This window comes from Luteitalea sp., assembly GCF_044337415.1.
In the GTDB taxonomy this organism is placed as follows: domain Bacteria; phylum Acidobacteriota; class Vicinamibacteria; order Vicinamibacterales; family Vicinamibacteraceae; genus Luteitalea.
The window spans coordinates 1-16,842 of sequence record NZ_JBIINP010000091.1 but is presented as its reverse complement, the minus strand read 5'-3'; the positions used below and the strand labels follow the sequence as shown (position 1 = coordinate 16,842).

12 protein-coding genes are annotated in these 16,842 nt (G+C 69.9%); 6 read left to right on the top strand and 6 right to left on the bottom strand.

The features are described from left to right. Positions 1–25: 25 nt before the first annotated feature. The 5 genes from ACIRDX_RS13740 to ACIRDX_RS13720 all read right to left on the bottom strand — a co-directional run bounded on the left by ACIRDX_RS13740 (position 26) and on the right by ACIRDX_RS13720 (position 9,392). Positions 26–1,447 (bottom strand): rhodanese-like domain-containing protein, encoded by a 1,422-nt coding sequence (locus ACIRDX_RS13740; RefSeq protein ID WP_396626005.1) that lies wholly within the window; start codon positions 1,445–1,447, stop codon positions 26–28. A gap of 131 nt (positions 1,448–1,578) precedes the next feature. Further along, positions 1,579–2,991: a sigma-54-dependent transcriptional regulator gene (locus ACIRDX_RS13735; protein ID WP_396626004.1), complete on the bottom strand. Its 1,413-nt coding sequence runs from the start codon at positions 2,989–2,991 to the stop codon at positions 1,579–1,581. A 24-nt stretch (positions 2,992–3,015) separates the two neighbouring features. Next, positions 3,016–5,883, bottom strand: a complete 2,868-nt coding sequence (locus ACIRDX_RS13730; RefSeq protein ID WP_396626003.1) for an ATP-binding protein — start codon at positions 5,881–5,883, stop codon at positions 3,016–3,018. Between the two features lie 314 nt (positions 5,884–6,197). Next, positions 6,198–8,132, bottom strand: coding sequence for a carboxypeptidase regulatory-like domain-containing protein (locus ACIRDX_RS13725; protein WP_396626002.1), 1,935 nt, complete (start codon positions 8,130–8,132; stop codon positions 6,198–6,200). A gap of 78 nt (positions 8,133–8,210) precedes the next feature. Further along, positions 8,211–9,392 (bottom strand): hypothetical protein, encoded by a 1,182-nt coding sequence (locus ACIRDX_RS13720; protein ID WP_396626001.1) that lies wholly within the window; start codon positions 9,390–9,392, stop codon positions 8,211–8,213. 269 nt (positions 9,393–9,661) lie between these two features. Between ACIRDX_RS13720 and glgC the strand changes: the two genes are divergently transcribed. The 3 genes from glgC to gpmI all read left to right on the top strand — a co-directional run bounded on the left by glgC (position 9,662) and on the right by gpmI (position 14,008). Continuing rightward, positions 9,662–10,936 carry a glucose-1-phosphate adenylyltransferase gene (gene glgC, locus ACIRDX_RS13715; RefSeq protein WP_396626000.1) on the top strand — a complete coding sequence of 425 codons (1,275 nt, stop codon included), beginning with the start codon at positions 9,662–9,664 and terminating at the stop codon, positions 10,934–10,936. A 127-nt stretch (positions 10,937–11,063) separates the two neighbouring features. After that, the gene (gene eno / locus ACIRDX_RS13710) at positions 11,064–12,371 is read left to right on the top strand and encodes a phosphopyruvate hydratase (protein WP_396625999.1); all 1,308 of its coding nucleotides are present in this window, start codon (positions 11,064–11,066) and stop codon (positions 12,369–12,371) included. A gap of 98 nt (positions 12,372–12,469) precedes the next feature. Then, entirely contained in the window at positions 12,470–14,008 is a 1,539-nt protein-coding gene (gene gpmI, locus ACIRDX_RS13705; protein WP_396625998.1) for a 2,3-bisphosphoglycerate-independent phosphoglycerate mutase, read from the top strand. A 182-nt stretch (positions 14,009–14,190) separates the two neighbouring features. Here the strand turns inward: gpmI and ACIRDX_RS13700 are convergent, their stop codons facing one another. Beyond that, entirely contained in the window at positions 14,191–14,490 is a 300-nt protein-coding gene (locus ACIRDX_RS13700) for a hypothetical protein (protein WP_396625997.1), read from the bottom strand. Between the two features lie 223 nt (positions 14,491–14,713). Between ACIRDX_RS13700 and ACIRDX_RS13695 the strand changes: the two genes are divergently transcribed. The 3 genes from ACIRDX_RS13695 to ACIRDX_RS13685 form a co-directional block, all read left to right on the top strand. After that, positions 14,714–15,694 carry an ABC transporter ATP-binding protein gene (locus tag ACIRDX_RS13695; RefSeq protein ID WP_396625996.1) on the top strand — a complete coding sequence of 327 codons (981 nt, stop codon included), beginning with the start codon at positions 14,714–14,716 and terminating at the stop codon, positions 15,692–15,694. Next, positions 15,694–16,566: an ATP-binding cassette domain-containing protein gene (locus tag ACIRDX_RS13690; protein WP_396625995.1), complete on the top strand. Its 873-nt coding sequence runs from the start codon at positions 15,694–15,696 to the stop codon at positions 16,564–16,566. Before ACIRDX_RS13695 ends, ACIRDX_RS13690 begins: the two co-directional genes overlap by 1 nt. Positions 16,567–16,711: 145 nt before the next feature. Then, positions 16,712–16,842: VOC family protein (locus tag ACIRDX_RS13685; RefSeq protein ID WP_396626006.1), on the top strand; the 131-nt coding region annotated here is incomplete at its 3' end.

Sequence of the window (16,842 nt, the reverse complement as noted above, 5' to 3'; positions counted from 1 at the left end):
CGTAGCCGTCGGGCTTGCCCGACGGTCAGTGATCGTCCCGGGAGATCGACTCCCGCCGCCAGCGCGTGAAGTCGTCGTCCACGTAACGCACATCGTGGCCGAGGCGCGCCAGGAACGCGCTGGCCAGGGCCGCGCGACCGCCAGTCGCACAGTGGACGACCACCGGCCCACCCTGGGGGACGCGCGCCTGTTCCACTCCGAGGCGACTCTGCGGCACATGCAGGGCGCCCGGCACGTGGTCGGCCGCGAACTCCGCCGCCCCGCGCACGTCGAGCCAGGTGGCGCCGTCACCCGGCTGCGGTGCCTCCGCGAAGCTCACTCGGGCAATCGACGCGGTGGCTCCGCCGGCATCCCGCCACCGCTCGAACTCCTCCACCGGCACCCAGCCGGCGATGTCGTCGAGGCCGATGCGCACGAGGGCGCGGACGAGCGCGTCGACGTCGGGGGCATCGGTCAGCAACACGAGGGGCTGGCCCGGCTCGACGTAGGCGCCGGTGGTCCCGGTGAACTGGCGCGTGCGTGGCGCATGGAGGCTGCCCGGCAGGTGGGCGGCCATGAACGCCGCGCGGTCCTCGCGCGTGTCGAGCACGACGTACTCAGGATGCGCGACCACGTCCTCGAGCGAGAGCTGCGGCGGGACGGGCACGGGACCGAGCAACGCCGCGCCATCGCGATTGAGCCGCTTCATGCGCGCGAAGTACGGCGGCGGCTCCGGCTGCCCATCGAGGATTGCGTCCACGAACGCCGCGCCGGGGTCGGACGCGAGCGAGAGCACGCCATTGAAGCGCCGCTCGTAGCCGACAGTCGACGTGGGCACGGCCCCCAGGGCCTTGCCGCAGGCGCTGCCCGCACCGTGGCCCGGCCACACCTGCATGAACTCGGGCCAGGCCGCGACCTGCCGCAGCGAGGCCTGCAACTGCACCGCGGCCGGGCGCATCGCGCCCACCTGCCCCGCGGCAGACTCGAGGAGGTCCGGGCGGCCGACGTCGCCGACGAACAGGAAGTCGCCGGTGGCGACGCCGATCGGGTCGTCGGCGCCGGATCCGCGGTCGGTCACCACGAAGACGATGTGCTCGGGCGTGTGGCCGGGCGTGTGTCGCACCTCGATGTCGATGCGGCCGACCGTGAAGCGGTCGCCGTCGCCCACCGGCAGGTATTCCGCCTGGCCGGCGCCGATCCAGGCGTACTGCCAGTCGGGAGGCCCGGCCTTCGACAGCACGACGCGCAGGCCCGGGCGTTCGGCGAACTCGCGCAGGCCGGACAGGTAGTCGGCGTGGATGTGGGTCTCGGCGACCGTCGTGATGCGGAGGCCCTCGGCGGCGGCGATCCGGTCGTAGCGGTCGATGTCGCGCTCGGGGTCGATCAGCAGCGCCTCGCCCGTGCGCTGGCAGCCCACGAGATACGCGTATTGCGAGAGCCCCTGGTCGGGGATCTGCCTGAACAGCATCGGACTCGGTCCTCCCGGAACCATGCTACTGCCGGGGCGTCCCGGCGAGCTACGGCAGGCATTCCGTGCCAGACGCCCGGAGGCCGCCCGGCTGCGCACGCCGCCCGCACACCGGGCCCTGGCACGTGGGCCTACTGGCCGGGCTCGTCGCCCTTCTTGCGCCGCGGGCGGATGTCGTAGCGCTTGATCATCTCGTTGAGCGTGGTCGGCTTGATGTGCAGGAGTTCCGCCGCCCGCTTCTGCACGCCGCCGGCCGCCTCGAGCGTCGTCTCGATCAGGCGGCGCTCGAAGTCGCTGGTGACGTCCTTGAACGAGATGCCCTCGGGGGGCAGCACGAAATTCGGGATGTGGAAGCGCCGCGAGGTGCGGACGGTGTCGGGGATCAGGTCGGGCCCGATGCGCGACCCCGGGCAGAGCACGACGGCGCGCTCGATCACGTTCTCGAGTTCGCGGACGTTGCCGGGCCAGTCGTAGTCGAGGAGCAGGTCGAGGGCCTCGGGCGCGAGCTCGAGATCCTTGCGGTTGTTCTCCTCGCCGTACTTCTCGAGGAAGTGCTGCACCAGCAGCGGGACGTCCTCCTTGCGCGTGCGCAGCGGCGGGAGGTTCACGGTGATGACGTGCAGCCGGTAGTACAGGTCCTCGCGGAACCGGCCGTCGTCCACCATCGTGCGCAGGTCGACGTTGGTGGCGGCGATGATGCGCACGTCGACCTTGATCGTGTCGACGCCGCCGAGCCGCATGAACTCGCGCTCCTGGATCACGCGCAGCAGCTTGGCCTGGGTCTCGAGCGGGACGTTGCCGATCTCGTCGAAGAAGATGCTGCCCTTGTCGGCGACCTCGAACAGGCCCTTCTTGGGGGCCACCGCGCCGGTGAAGGCGCCCTTGACGTGCCCGAAGAGGTTGCTCTCCAGGAGATCGGGCGGCAGGTTGCCGGAGTTGACGGTGACGAAGGCCTTGTCGGCGCGCAGCGAGTTGTTGTGGAGCGCGCGCGCGACCAGCTCCTTGCCCGTGCCGCTCTCGCCGTACACGAGCACGGTGGAGCGGCTCGGCGCCGCCTGGATCACCAGGTCGAACACCTGCCGCATCTTGCTGCTGCGGCCGATGATGTTGGCGAACTTGCTGCCGTGCGTCTGGAGGTTCTGCCGCAGGATGCGGTTCTCGCGCGACAGGCGCGTGCGTTCCACGGCGTTGCGGAGGACGCCGGCGACCTCGTCGTTCTTGAACGGCTTGGTGATGTAGTCGAAGGCGCCGCGCTTCATCGCCGAGAGCGCCGTCTCGACCGAGGCGAAGGCGGTGACCATCACCACGGGGAGGTCCTCGTCCATCGCGCGCAGCTCGCCCAGCACGGCGAGGCCGTCCATGCCCGGCATCATCACGTCGACGATCGCGGCATCGAAGGCGTGGGCGCGGGCCAGCTCGAGGCCCTCCATGCCGTTGACGGCCAGGCGCACGTCGTAGCCCTCGCGCCCGAGCAGCGCCTCGAGGACCTCACGCATCACCTCCTCGTCGTCGATGACGAGAATCGTTCCCCTGCCAGTGGCCATTGCGAAGTGTCGTCTCCGGGGCCGTCAGCCGGCGCCCGTGCCTGCAGCGTCCACGCGCGTGCCGCCCAGCCGGGGGAACGACAGCGAGAACCGCGTTCCCTGCCCGACCTGGCTGTCACACACGATGGTGCCGTCGTGCTCCTGCACGATGCCGTACGTGATCGAGAGGCCGAGCCCGGTGCCCTGCCCGATGGGCTTGGTCGAGAAGAAGGGGTCGTAGATGCGCGCCAGGTGCTCGGCGGGGATGCCCGCCCCGGTGTCGCTCACCTCGACGACGACGTGATCGCCGTCGCGGTGCGTCGCGATGGCCAGCCAGCCCCCCTTGGGCATGGCGTCGCGCGCGTTGAGGAAGAGGTTCAGGAACACCTGCTGCAGCTTGTGCTCGACGGCGCGGACCATCGGGCCGTCGGCCTGCAGGTCCTTGCGCACCTGCACGCTCGCGGTCCGGAACTGGTGCTCGAGCAACGACAGCACGTCGTTGATCACCACGTGCAGGTCGACCGGGCCGGTCTCGCTCTGCACCGGCCGCGAGAGGTGCAGCAGGCTGTTGACGATCTTGGCCGCGCGGAAGGTCTGGCGCTCGATCTTCTCGAGCAGGCGCGTGCGCGGATCCTCGGGGTCGGCGTTCTCGAGCAGCATCTGCGTGAAGCTCGAGATGCCGGTGAGGGGCGTGTTCACCTCGTGCGCGACGCCGGCGGCCAGCAGGCCGATCGAGGCCATCTTCTCGGAGATCTGGAGCTGCTCCTCGAGCTGCACGCGCGAGGTGATGTCCTCGACCATCAGCACCGAACCGAGGGGCGAGCTCGACGAGCCGCGCAGCGGGTGCATCGCGGCGTTGACCAGCCGCTTGCGGGCGCCGTCGGCGTGGCGCGAGACCAGCGGCGTGCGGTAGATGGTGGCGGCTTCCGAGCTGCCGTCGCGCTCGGCCATGCGCACCGCCGCGAGGAACTCGGGGTCGAACAGCTCGTCGACGCGGCGGCCCACGGCCTGCGACGCCGGCACGCCGGCGATCTGCTCCATCGCCGGGTTCCAGTGCACCACGGTGCCCTGCAGGTCGATCACGAGCAGGCCGTCCTGCAGCGACTGCACGACGTTCTCGTTGAACTCGCGCATCCGGTCGAGTTCCTCGGCCTTGTCGCGCAGCGCCTGGTAGAGACGGCCGTTCTCGATGGCGGTGGCGACCTGCGCGGCGACGGCGTTGAGCAGCGTGAGGTCCTCGGTGCTGAGCGGCTCGCCACTCGGGCGCGAGCCGAGGCCGATGACGGCAATCGGGCCGTCCTTGGCCAGGCAGGGCACGAAGTAGTGCAGCCCGTGGTCGCGCCACCCACGCACTTCCTCGGCCGCGAACCGACGCACCGTGAACGGGTCGTCGAGATTCACCACCTGCCCGCTCTCGAGCCGCGTGCCGATCCCGGAGAAGCGCTTCAGGCACGGCACCTCGGACGGCGCGGCGCCGACGGCGCGGTGCGCGGAGAAGCCCTCGCCGCCGGGGGCGCCGGCCACGAGCAACGTGACGCGATCGACGCCGAACGTGTCGGCGAGGCGCTGCACCAGCCGCTCGGCGAGCCTGTCGAGGTCGAGGTCGGCGTTGAGGTCGCGCGCGAAGGCGAGCAGCGCGCGGCGATAGTCGTAGCGGTCGCGGTAGTGCGCGTAGTCGAGCGCCGTCTGGATGGCGTTCTTGACCATCGGCGCCAGCAACACCACCAGCAGCGTCGCGAGAATCGCGATGACCGAGTTGTGCTGCTCGGAACCGCCGAGGAACATCTCGCTGGCGAGGCGCAGCGTGAGGGTGTAGATCGTCGCGATCGCCGCGAGCACCGTGGCATAGACGACGGTGCGCTTGATGATCACCTCGACGTCCATCAGGCGGTAGCGGACCACCGCCGAGGCGAAGGCGAGCGGCACCAGCGCCAGCAGCACCACGAGCAGGCCCATCGCTTCCCACGGCTGGTAGCCGAGCGCGTACGGCAGGCCGTAGAACATGGCGAAGGGCAGCGCCCCGGCGAGCGTGCCCCACACGATCCAGCGCAGCTGCCGACGCGCGGTCACCGAGCGCAGGCGGCCCAGCGTGCGGGTCATGATCGTCTGGCCGATCACGAGCGCCGCCACCAGCTGCAGCATCTCGGCGCGATCGAGCGCGACCACCCAGTTCTCGAGGCTGTCGCCCGGCAACGCCCCGGCCGCGAGCACCGACGCGCGCGTCAGGCCCAGCAGGATCGCCGGCAGGTACAGGAGCGGCACGGCCGCGCGGCCGCGCGAGGAGTTGGCCCAGCCGTCCTGGCGCTCCGGGAACACGAGGGCGAAGTGGACGAACAGCGGCGGCAGCGCCAGCATCGCCACGACGTCGGCCCAGTAGAAGACCCAGTCGAGGCGGTCGAGGCGACCGCTGTACGAGAACCCGCACACCCCGAAGAAGGCGACCGTCAGCCAGAAGAAGTGCAGGGTGGCCGGATCGCGCGGACGCTGCACGCGGACCGAGCAGCCGACCAGCAGCGCGAAGATGGCGACGGCAGCCATCGCGTAGTACAGCAGGCGGGCGCCATCGGGGAGGGGCTGCAGGTCGAGGCGCAGCGGGCGTTCGTACCCGGCCCGCGAGATGACGTAGGAGAGCGGCCGGCCACGCTGGCTGCCATGCTGCGCGTCGAGCACCTGCTCCACGCGGTCGATGCCGCGGCCGTTGACCGCGACGAGCACGTCACCCGGGCGGATGCCGGCGCGCGCGCCCGCTCCATCGCCGCCGACGTTGGCCGCCACGACGCCCTCGGCACGCGCCTCCCACAGGATGCCGTCCTCGATCTCGACCCACGCGAAGCGGACCGCGATGTTGGCGCCGACCAACGCGAGGAGGACCGCCGTGACGAGCACGGCGAGGGCGGCGCGGCCCCATTGCACGCGCCTCGGCCCCTCTGGGGATGTTGGCCAGATACCCTCGGTCATCGGTTGTGTGTCGACGAGGTACTGGCCTGGGCAGCCGGGCGCGTCGATTCACCATGAGCAAAGCAAAGGACGTTCCACTCCTCGCCTGGCGCCACGCGGCGCAAGTACCTGTTTTTCAGGCATTTCCGAGGATGTCGGCGACGGGGTTGCCGCCGGAGGCCTGGCGGCTCCAAGGAAAGGGATCGGGCTGACATTTTCTTGGATCGCCGCTCAAGCGGCACTTGCAGCCGCAACGGGGCGTGCGTGCGGACACGCGCCTGGGGCGCGCGTCAGAACTTGACGAGGACGCCGCCCACCACACGCTTGGGCGGACGGATGACGAGGAGTTCGTCGTAGATGGAGCCGATGGCCTCGCCATCGCGGAACAGGTTCCGGACGGCCACCACGAACTCCCAATCGGCGCCGGTGGCGCTGAGGAACGGCAGCCGCTGCGAGATCTGCACGTCGAAGCGGGCATCGGTCGCGGCGTCGGCCAGATTGGGGCTGCGGCGCGAGAACGCCGTGTTGACCTTCCAGGTAGCCGCCACGCGCGTGCCCGACTCGGGGACGTCGGTGATCACGCGCGCCGTCACGTCGTGGATGCGCTCATTCCCCATGCGGTCGGCCGAGGGCGCCATCAGCGCGATCACGCCGCGTTCGCCGGTGCCGAACCACTGGGCGCGGGCCACGGTGTACTCCAGGCTGCCGCGGAAGCGCGGGCCGGCGTCCTGCGCGATGCCCATCACCCAGCCGCCGGCGTTGACGTTGCCGCCGTTGGCGACGACGTAGTGCCCGAGGTCGGCGCCGAGTCCCTGCGGGCCCGTGCCGAACATCGCCACCAGCTGGTTGTCGACGGCCTGCTCGAACCGGCGCACGTTGAGGAGCACCTGGCCGATCTGGCGCTCGAGGCCGACCTCCACGTGCCGGGTGCGCTGCGCACTCAGGCGCCCGCCGAGCGAGGCCGAGGTGAAGGTGCGCTGCGGCGGCACGGAGAAGGCCGACAGGTTGCGCGCGTCGAACTCCTCGGCGCCCGGGGCGAGCATCTGCTGGGTGACGGCGACGCGCACCCAGGTCTTGTCGGTCGGCGAGACCGACATCGACGCGCTCGGGCTCAGCAGCGTCGGCCGATCGAGGTAGTCGTGGTAGGCGTACCGCGCGCCGTAGGTGACCACCGCGCGGCGGTGCAGCCGCCACGTGTCGAACGCGTGGATCGTGCCGGCGACGCGGCTCCGCTCCGGCACGCTCAGGAGGGCGGCCGGTGTTTCGTCGGAGAAGTTCTGGGCCGCGAACGACGCGCCGAGGTCGAGCGCATGGCGGGCTTCGGTCGGCCGCAGGTAGTTGCCCGCGACGATCCACGACGACATGTCGCCGCGTCCGATGGCGCCCCGCACCGACCAGCCGCCCGTGTTCCCGATGGGAGCGCCGACGGTCGCGTAGGCCACGCCAGCCGGGCCCTGGGCCCACGACATGCCTTCTCCGCCGCCGCCCTCGTCGAACGCGGTGGCGGTGAGGAACTGGATCTGCCCCGACAAAGAGGCATCGCCGCCCAAGTACGACGACGTGCTACGGGCCGAGGCTTCGACCGTGGGGTTCCCGAGGCGCTCGTCTAGCCAGTCGAAGTCCTCGTCGAGCGCATCGAAGGCGTACTGGCCCTGCGTGTCGCGCAGCACCGACCGCTTCATGTGCCGCAGCCGCCACAGGCGCGGGGAGTGCTCGTGATCCTCGCCTTCCGTCGCCGCGGGCGCCGTGGGCGCAATCGTGGTGCCGCCGCCGAATCCTGCAGCCATCACGGGCGTCGGCGTCTCGGGGACCGACGCCGGTGCGGCCGGCGCGGCGGTGCCTGACAGCCGGGCGAGCTTGACGGTGTGCCGGGCGCTCGTGGCGGGGGTGACGTCGACGAACTCGCGCATCGAGGCGCGGTAGCCGGCGCGCTGGGCGCGAATCAGGTACGTGCCGACCGGCACGGCCGAGAAGACGAAACGGCCCGACTGGTCGGTGACCCCGAACAGGGCATCGGGGCCGAGCGCCGAGACCGCAACCCCCGGGATGGGCGCACCGCGGTCGTCGGTGACGACCCCCTCGATGCGTCCGGCGACGAGCGCCACGCCGGGAGTGACCGATGACGGACCTGAGTGGGCGCGTGCCTGCACGAGCGGCTGTGCGTCCGCCACGGAGGCGAGACTCAGGCCGAGCGCGAGCGCCGACAGGGTCACCGATCGGGTCATGGGAACTCCAGTGACAGGTCCACTGGGAACGCTCCGCGGGAAGAATCCCGCGGGGCGCCCCGGGGTCACCGTCGTCGGCTAGGAGCCGGCGACCGTGAACGCCACGTCGTGGGTCAGGGACTTGCCGGTCTTATTGTCCGTCACTTTGACCGCCAAGCGATAGTCCCCCGCCTCGAAAGCCGACACGGGGACGTTCAGGCTGCCCACCAACTGGTGGCCCTGGGCCACGTCGAAGCCCGGCGGGAGGGTCTCGCTGTTGAGCTTCTGGGGCGCAACGCCACGGAACTTGGCTTCGCCCAGCGGGCCCTTCTTGAACGGCTGCCACTCGATGGTGACGTCGGGCTTCTTGTCGTCGCCGAGGGCCACGCCGTAGATGATGAAGAAAATCGAGAGCTCGTCGGCGCTGGCGAACTTGCCGTCGACGGCCTTGGCGACCTCGAGGTTGCCGATCACGTACGGCTTGAGCTTCTGCGCCTCGCCCGAAGGCACCTCGGCGAGCGGGGTGACCTTGTTGGCCAGGAACACGCTCGAGATCTGGAACGTGTCGGCCCAGTAGTCGGGCACCGTGATCGTCGACTTGTGCACCGCGATCTTCACCGGGCCGGGCACGGCGGCCGGGTCCTTGACGGTGACGGCGATGTAGGCGTCGTACTCACCCGCCGCGACGCTGAAGGGCCGGCTGAACGTGAGCGGGCCGCCGGGGCCACGCGGCGTCGCCGTGAGGTCGTAGTAGTCCTCCCACGGGTACTCGACGCCCGACACGGCCTGGCCGGCGAGGTCCTGCGCCTCCTTGCCCTTCTTCTTGTTCTTCTTGTCCTGCTTTTCCTTTTCCTTCTGGGCCTTCGGGTCCAGCGGCGGGGGCGCGGCGGGCGGCACGGCGCCCTTGGGCGCGAGCCGGATGTAGGCCCCGAAATTGGCGCCCTTGCCGATCGCGTCCGGCTGGACCGTGACCGTGAACGGGGCGTAGATCTTGTTGTCGGAGGCCTTCAGGTAGTCGATGGCCAGCGTCATCTCGACCGTCGTGGCCGGGTCGGCGACCACCGAGCGGGTGACCGGGTCGGCGTTGTAGACCGTGGTCCCGGCCGCGCCCTTCATCGCCTCGTTCGTGGCCCCGACGATGGCGCTGATCAGCACCTGCTTCGGGTCCGCGGGCGGGGCCGCCTTGTCGTCCTTCTTTTGCGCGTGCACCGGCGCGAGGCCGAGGCCGAGGCCGACGGCGAGGGCCGTCGCAAGCCACGTGAGCTGAGTCGTCTGTCGCATGAAGCCAATCCCCCGGCATGCGGCAGTGCATGCCCAAGATTCGGGATCATATGACCGGTCGGCACGAAAGTCCAAGGCGTACGGTGGGCAAAAACCCCGGCGAAAGCGCCACAACGCCCGACGGGAGATAGAATTCCTGACGCTGACGCTGGGGTCGGCGGGTTGGCCCGGGCGGCCGGCCGCCACTCCTGCCTGACGCGCCCCGGTGGGGCGCATTCGGCACGCGGGGCCGGGCAGCCCGGACCGCGCGCACTGGACCCGGGTAGCCCATGCTCAACGACTCGCTCGTCATCGTCCTGGCCGGAGGGGTGGGTGAACGCCTGTTCCCGCTGACGAAGGAACGCGCCAAGCCCGCGGTGTACTTCGGCGGACCGTACCGCATCATCGACTTCACGCTCAGCAACTGCATCAACGCCGGGCTGCGTCGCATCTTCATCGTCACGCAGTACAAGAGCCTCTCGCTGAACCGCCACATCCGTCAGGGCTGGAGCGTGGTGGCCGAGGAACTCGGCGAGTTCATCGAGATCCTGCCGCCGCAGAAGCGCGTCAGCGACAACTGGTACCTGGGCACGGCCGACGCCGTGTACCAGAACCTGTACTCGGTGGCCCGCGAGGGCCCCAAGCGGGTCGTCATCCTCTCGGGGGATCACATCTACAAGATGGATTACTCGAAGATGCTGCGCTGGCACATCGAGAAGGGCGCCGCGGCCACCGTGGCGACCTACGAGGTGCCGGTCGAGGAGGCGGCGCGACGGTTCGGCGTGCTGCAGGTGGACGAGCAGGAGCGCGTGATCGGCTTCGAGGAGAAGCCGGCCGACCCCAAGCACATCCCGGGGATGCCCGGCGTGGCGCTCGCCTCCATGGGCATCTACGTCTTCGAGGCCGACCTGCTGATCAAGGCCCTCGAGGAAGATGCCGCCCAGGAGTCGAGCAAGCACGACTTCGGCAAGGACATCCTGCCGCGCCTCATCGGCCACGCCCCGGTGTACTCCTACCGGTTCTCGGACGAGAACAAGAAGGCCGGCAAGTACTGGCGCGACATCGGGGAACTCGACGCCTACTACGAGGCCAACATGGACCTCGTGCAGGTGAGCCCCGAGTTCAACCTGTACGACCCGGAATGGCCGATCCGCACGTGGATGCCGCAGGCGCCCCCGGCCAAGTTCGTGTTCGACGACGAGGGCCGGCGCGGCCACGCCCTCGACTCGATCATCTCGTCGGGCGTGATCGTGTCGGGCAGTTCCGTGCGCGGAAGCATCCTGTGCCCGAACGTGCGCGTGCACAGCTACTGCGACATCGACCGCAGTATCCTGATGCCTGGCGTGCGCGTCGGCCGGCACGCGAAGATCCGCAACGCGATCATCGATCGCGACGTGTTCATCCCGCGCGGCGCCGTCATCGGCTACAACCTCGAGGAGGACCGCAAGCGGCACGCCGTGACGGCCAAGGGCGTGGTGGTGGTCACGACCGACGACGAGCCCTGGATCGAGATGCCCGAAGGCGACAGGCGCCAGCGGGAGCAGGAAGCCGACGCACGAGGATAGTACCGATCATCCAGCAGGCTCAGGGCTCAGGGCTCAAGGCTCAGAAGGTCGAAGGATCCTGAGTTCCCAGCCCCCAGCCCCAAGCCCCGAAGGTCGAAGTTCAAAGTCCAAAGAGGAGCCCTACGCAGTGATCATCAAGCAGGTCATCGGACGCGAGATTCTCGACTCGCGCGGCAATCCCACGGTCGAAGTCGACATCACCCTCGACAGCGGCGCCTTCGGCCGCGCGGCGGTGCCCTCGGGCGCGTCCACGGGCGAGCGCGAGGCGCTCGAGCTGCGCGACGGCGACAAGGGCCGCTACCTCGGCAAGGGCGTCCTCAAGGCGGTCGCCAACATCAACGGCGAGATCGCCAACGCCATCGTCGGCAAGGAGTTCGACCAGACGTCGCTCGACGACGCGATGATTGCCCTCGACGGCACGGAGTTCAAGAGCCGCCTGGGTGCCAACGCGACGCTCGGCGTGTCGATGGCGGCGCTGCGGGCGGGCGCGGCCGAGAAGCAGGTGCCGCTGTACGAGTACATCGGCGCGCTGCGCCACGCGATGGTGGGCGGCGGCCCGGCCGACCTGCTGCCGTCGCCGATGATGAACATCCTCAACGGCGGCGCGCACGCCGACAGCTCCGTGGACTTCCAGGAGTTCATGGTGATGCCGCTCGGCGCCCCGAGCTTCTCGGAGGGCCTGCGCTGGGGCACCGAGATCTTCCACACGCTGCGCGGCATCCTGAAGGGCCGTGGCCTGTCGACCGGCGTCGGCGACGAGGGCGGCTTCGCGCCGAGCCTCAAGAGCAACCAGGACGCGCTCGACGTCGTGATGGAGGCCATCACCAAGGCCGGCTTCAAGGCGGGCGAAGAGGTGTGGATCGCCCTCGACACCGCCTCCAGCGAGCTCTACAAGGACAAGCAGTACGTGTTCAAGAAGTCGGGCTCGCCGACCCGCAGCAGCGAGCAGATGGTGGAACTGTTCGCCGACTGGGTCCGCCAGTACCCGATCTGCTCGATCGAGGACGGCCTGGCCGAGAACGACTGGGACGGCTGGAAGCTGATGACCCAGACGCTCGGCGACAAGGTGCAGCTGGTGGGTGACGACGCGTTCGTGACCAACCCGAAGATCCTGAGCGAGGGCATCGCGTACGGCATCTGCAACTCGCTGCTCGTCAAGGTGAACCAGATCGGCTCGGTGACCGAGACGCTGCGCGCGATGAAGATCGCCTGGGACGCCGGCTACACCACGATCGCCTCGCACCGCTCGGGCGAGACCGAGGACAGCACCATCGCCGACCTCGCCGTGGGCACGCGCGCCGGCCAGATCAAGACCGGTTCGGCCAGCCGCAGCGACCGCACCGCGAAGTACAACCAGCTGCTGCGCATCGAGCAGGCGCTCGGCAGCAACGCCAAGTACGCCGGCAAGGCCGCCATCAGGCAATTCAAGGCTTAGCACTCGCAGTTCAGGGGGAGGCGGGCTCCAGTGCTTCGCCTTCCCCGTCATTCCGAATTTCGAATCCTGAATTCTTCTTCCCCGCACGCAGACGAAACATGTCGAGCCATCGCGCCCCCGTGGCGCTCATCATCCTGGACGGCTGGGGCCTCCGCGAGGAGGCCGATCAGAACGCCGTGAAGCTGGCCGAACCGCCGGTCTTCACGAAGCTCTGGGCAACCTATCCACGCGCCACCCTGCAGGCCTCGGGCGAGGCCGTGGGGCTGCCGGCCGGGCAGATGGGCAACTCCGAGGTCGGCCACACCAACCTCGGCGCGGGGCGCACGGTGTACCAGGACCTCACCCGCATCGACAAGGCGATCAGTGACGGCACGTTCGCGCAGACGCCGGCGCTGCGGGCCGCCATCCAGGCCGCCATCGACAAGGGCACGGCCGTGCACCTGCTCGGCCTGCTGTCGGACGGCGGCGTGCACAGCCACCAGGAACACCTGCACGCGCTGCTGCGCCTCGCGAAGGACATGGGCGCACCGAAGGTGTTCGTGCACGTGATCACCGATGGCCGCGACACGTCGCCGCAGGGGGGCCGCGGCTACGTGAAGGCCCTCGAGGCGGTGTGTGCCGAGACGGGCGCGCGCATCGCCAGCGTGTCGGGCCGCTACTACGCCATGGACCGCGACAAGCGCTGGGAGCGCGTCAAGCTCGCCTACGACGCCATCGTCACGGGCACGGCGCCGTTCGGGTCGGCCGCGTCGACGGTGATCGCGGAGGCCTACGCGAAGGACACCACCGACGAGTTCATCCTGCCGGCCACGATCGTCGACGAGGCCGGGGCGCCGGTCGGCCCGATGGCCGACGACGACACGGTGATCTTCTTCAACTTCCGCGCCGACCGCGCGCGCCAGATCATCCGCGCGCTGCTCTCGGAGGGCTTCGACGGCTTCCCGACGGGCGACCGGCCGAAGGTGGCGCTGACGACGTTCACCGAGTACGACGCCACGTACCCGTACCCGATCGCGTTCCCGCCGCAGGCCGCCACGCAGTACTTCGGGGAGGTGCTGCAGGCGCACGGGCTCACGAACATGCGCCTGGCCGAGACGGAGAAGTACCCGCACGTGACGTACTTCTTCAACGGCGGCGTCGAGACGCCCTTCACGGGCGAGGACCGCGTGCTGCTGCCGTCGCCGAAGGTGGCGACCTACGACCTGCAGCCGGAGATGAGCGCGTCAGGCGTCGCCGACGCGTTCGTCGACAGCGTCTCGCACCACAAGCACGACGTCATCATCTGCAACTTCGCCAACCCGGACATGGTGGGGCACACGGGCAAGCTCGACGCGGCGATTGCAGCGATCAAGGCCGTGGACGCGTGCCTCGGGCGCTGCATCGACGCATTGCTGGCCGCCGGCGGCACGGCCCTCGTGACGGCCGATCACGGCAACGCCGAGCAGATGTGGGACTACGAGCTCAACGCCCCGCACACGGCCCACACGACCAACCTGGTGCCGGTGATCCTCGTGGGCCCGGACACCGTGGGCAAGACGATCCGCGACGGCGCGCTGACCGACGTGGCGCCCACGCTGCTGCACCTGTTGGGGATTCCTCAGCCGGCGGAGATGACCGGGAAGAGCCTGATCGCCTGAGGTGGCAATTTGAAATTGGACATTTGAAATTCGAGGCGGCGTGGCCTTCGGCCTTCGCCGCTCGCAGCTTCCCGAGGCGAGTGGCCGCGAGGCCCTCGCCCGAGAATTTCGAATTTCAGATTTCGAATTGACGGCATCTGCACGAAAAGCCGCCCGAGCATCCCGGGCGGCCTTTCGTGTCTCTAGACTTCTTCTGTCGCCGCATCGGCGGCGATGCGCAGCGACTTGAGGAAGCGTCGGTCGTTGTCGCTCATGGCCACGTGTCGCGTGGCGTGCGAGGGGCGCGTGCCTGGCGCCGCCTGTCGTTTCGGTTGTCGGCCCGACCGGGCCGCGAACCCGATCTCGGCATCGAGAGTCACCCGCAAGTCGTACCCGGCCTCCCGCGCGCGCGCCCGGCAGGCGTCCACGCGCGAGTCAGAGGCGACGGCCTCGGCCATGGCTGCGGCCAGGTCCTTCGCCAGGCGGTTCAGGGTGTCGTCCACGCTGTTCTCCCTTCCGGCGCGCAAGGGAGGGCCCTGCGCGCAGCTCGACGAGGCACACCTGATCTGCGGGAAGGATCGGTGCGGTCGAGCGCCAGCTGCGTTTCATGAAGAGGCGGTCCAGATGTGATCGACGGATCTGGGCCGATTGTAGCGGCCGGCCTCCCGTCCCGCAAGGCGAGGCCCATCGCTACGGGCCGGATGGTACGATTCCCCCGCCCTCGCCATGCCGCTGCTCTCCGTTCGCCACCTCTCGACAGGCTTCCCGGACGGGGACCGCTGGCTGCCGGCCGTGCAGGACGTCAGCTTCGACATCGGCCCGGGCGAGACCCTCGCCCTCGTCGGCGAGTCGGGCAGCGGCAAGTCCCTGACGGCGTTCTCGCTCCTCCGGCTCGTCCCACCGCCGGGGCGCATCATCGCCGGCGACATCCTCCTCGACGGACGCGACCTCCTCGCCCTGCCCGAGGCCGAGATGGAGAAGGTGCGAGGCGCGCGCATCTCGCTCATCTTCCAGGAACCGATGAGCGCCCTGAATCCGGTGCTCACGATCGGCAGCCAGCTGGTCGAGGCCATGACCGTCCACGGGCGCGGCGGCGCCGACCCGAAGGCCGCGGCGCTCGAGCTGCTCGCCACGGTGCGCATGGACGACCCGGCCCGGCGGTTTGGCGAGTACCCGCACCAGCTGTCGGGCGGGCTCCGACAGCGGGCCCTGATCGCGCTCGCCCTCTGTTGCCGCCCGGCCCTGCTGGTGGCCGACGAGCCGACCACGGCCCTCGACGTGACGATTCAGGCCGAGATCCTGAACCTGCTGCGACAGCTCAAGCACGAGTTCGGCCTGTCGCTGCTGCTGATCACGCACGACCTCGGGGTCGTCGCGCACACCGCCGACCGCGTCGCCGTGATGTACGCCGGACGCATCGTCGAGCAGGCGCCGGTGCGGGCGTTGTTCAAGAACCCCGCCCACCCCTACACGCAGGCCCTGCTGCGCGCGATGCCGGGGTCGACGCACAGCGCGCGCCGCCTCGAGCCGATCGAAGGCCAGGTGCCTTCGCTCAGGGATCAGCCCCCGGGCTGTGCCTTCGCGCCGCGCTGCCCGTGGCGGCACGACGCCTGCGATGCCGCCCCGCCCGACATGTACCCGGTCGACGAGACTCACGCCTCGCGCTGCGTGCTCGTGCGCGAGGCCGCCGAACTCGCCCGAGAGTGATGCCGCTGCTCGAGGTGGAGGGACTCGGCAAGCGCTACGAGCAGCGCGCCCTGTGGCGTGCGCCGCGCGTGACGCATGCCGTGCGCGACGTGAGCTTCGCCATCGAGGCCGGCGAGACCTTCGGCCTGGTCGGCGAATCCGGTTCCGGCAAGACAACGACGGGACGCTGCGTGCTGCGGCTGGTGGAGCCGACGACGGGACGCGTGCGCTTCCAGGGCGAGGACGTGCTCGCCCTCGACAGGCGGCGGCTGCGGGCGATGCGTCGCCAGATGCAGATGGTCTTCCAGGACCCGTACGCCTCGCTGAACCCGCGTCACCGCGTGTCGACGATCCTCGAGGAGCCCCTCGACATCCACCAGGTGGGCACGCCCACGTGGCGCCGCGCGCGCGCCACCGAACTGCTCGAGCTGGTCGGCCTCGACCGCGACGCGCTGACGCGCTACCCGCACGAGTTCAGCGGCGGCCAGCGCCAGCGCATCGGCATCGCCCGCGCGCTGGCTCTCGAGCCCTCGCTGATCGTCGCCGACGAACCGGTGTCGGCACTCGACGTCTCCGTGCAGGCGCAGATCGTGAACCTGCTGGCGCAGCTGCAGCAGCAGTTGTCGCTGACCTACCTGTTCATCTCGCACGACCTCCGGCTGGTGCGCCACATCTGCACGCGCGTCGCCGTCATGTACCAGGGCCGCATCGTCGAGCTCGCGCCGGTGGCGTCGCTGTTCGACACGCCGCGCCATCCGTACACGCAGGCCCTGCTCTCGGCCGTGCCCGTGCCCGACCCCGACGTGCCGCCCGAGCGCATCACGTTCGATCCCGGAAGGGTGAACCTCGACGCGCCGCTCACCGAAGTCGCGCCGGGGCATTTCACTCGCTGAGCGTCGGGCAAGCCCGACGCCTACGCCCCTTTGTCCTTCGCCCTTGGGGCTTGGGGCTTGGGGCTTGGGGCTTGGGGCTTGGGATTTTCGGCATTCCGGCATCGCGGCATCGCGGCATTCTCAATGCTGTGCTACCGTGCCGCGCATGTCCGGACCCCTGACTGCCGCACCCATCGGCCAGATCGCGCTGACCGTGGCCGACATCCCTGCTGCCGTCGCGTTCTACCGCGACGTGCTCGGCCTGCCGCTGCTGTTCCAGGCGCCGCCTGGCCTGGC

Bases quoted from the DNA above. Each gene is read 5' to 3' on its own strand.
- ACIRDX_RS13725 (WP_396626002.1), bottom strand. From the start codon at position 8,132: ATGACCCGATCGGTGACCCTGTCGGCGCTCGCGCTCGGCCTGAGTCTC.
- ACIRDX_RS13740 (WP_396626005.1), bottom strand. From the start codon at position 1,447: ATGCTGTTCAGGCAGATCCCCGACCAGGGGCTCTCGCAATACGCGTAT.
- glgC (WP_396626000.1), top strand. From the start codon at position 9,662: ATGCTCAACGACTCGCTCGTCATCGTCCTGGCCGGAGGGGTGGGTGAA.
- ACIRDX_RS13695 (WP_396625996.1), top strand. From the start codon at position 14,714: ATGCCGCTGCTCTCCGTTCGCCACCTCTCGACAGGCTTCCCGGACGGG.
- ACIRDX_RS13690 (WP_396625995.1), top strand. From the start codon at position 15,694: ATGCCGCTGCTCGAGGTGGAGGGACTCGGCAAGCGCTACGAGCAGCGC.
- ACIRDX_RS13720 (WP_396626001.1), bottom strand. From the start codon at position 9,392: ATGCGACAGACGACTCAGCTCACGTGGCTTGCGACGGCCCTCGCCGTC.
- gpmI (WP_396625998.1), top strand. From the start codon at position 12,470: ATGTCGAGCCATCGCGCCCCCGTGGCGCTCATCATCCTGGACGGCTGG.
- ACIRDX_RS13735 (WP_396626004.1), bottom strand. From the start codon at position 2,991: ATGGCCACTGGCAGGGGAACGATTCTCGTCATCGACGACGAGGAGGTG.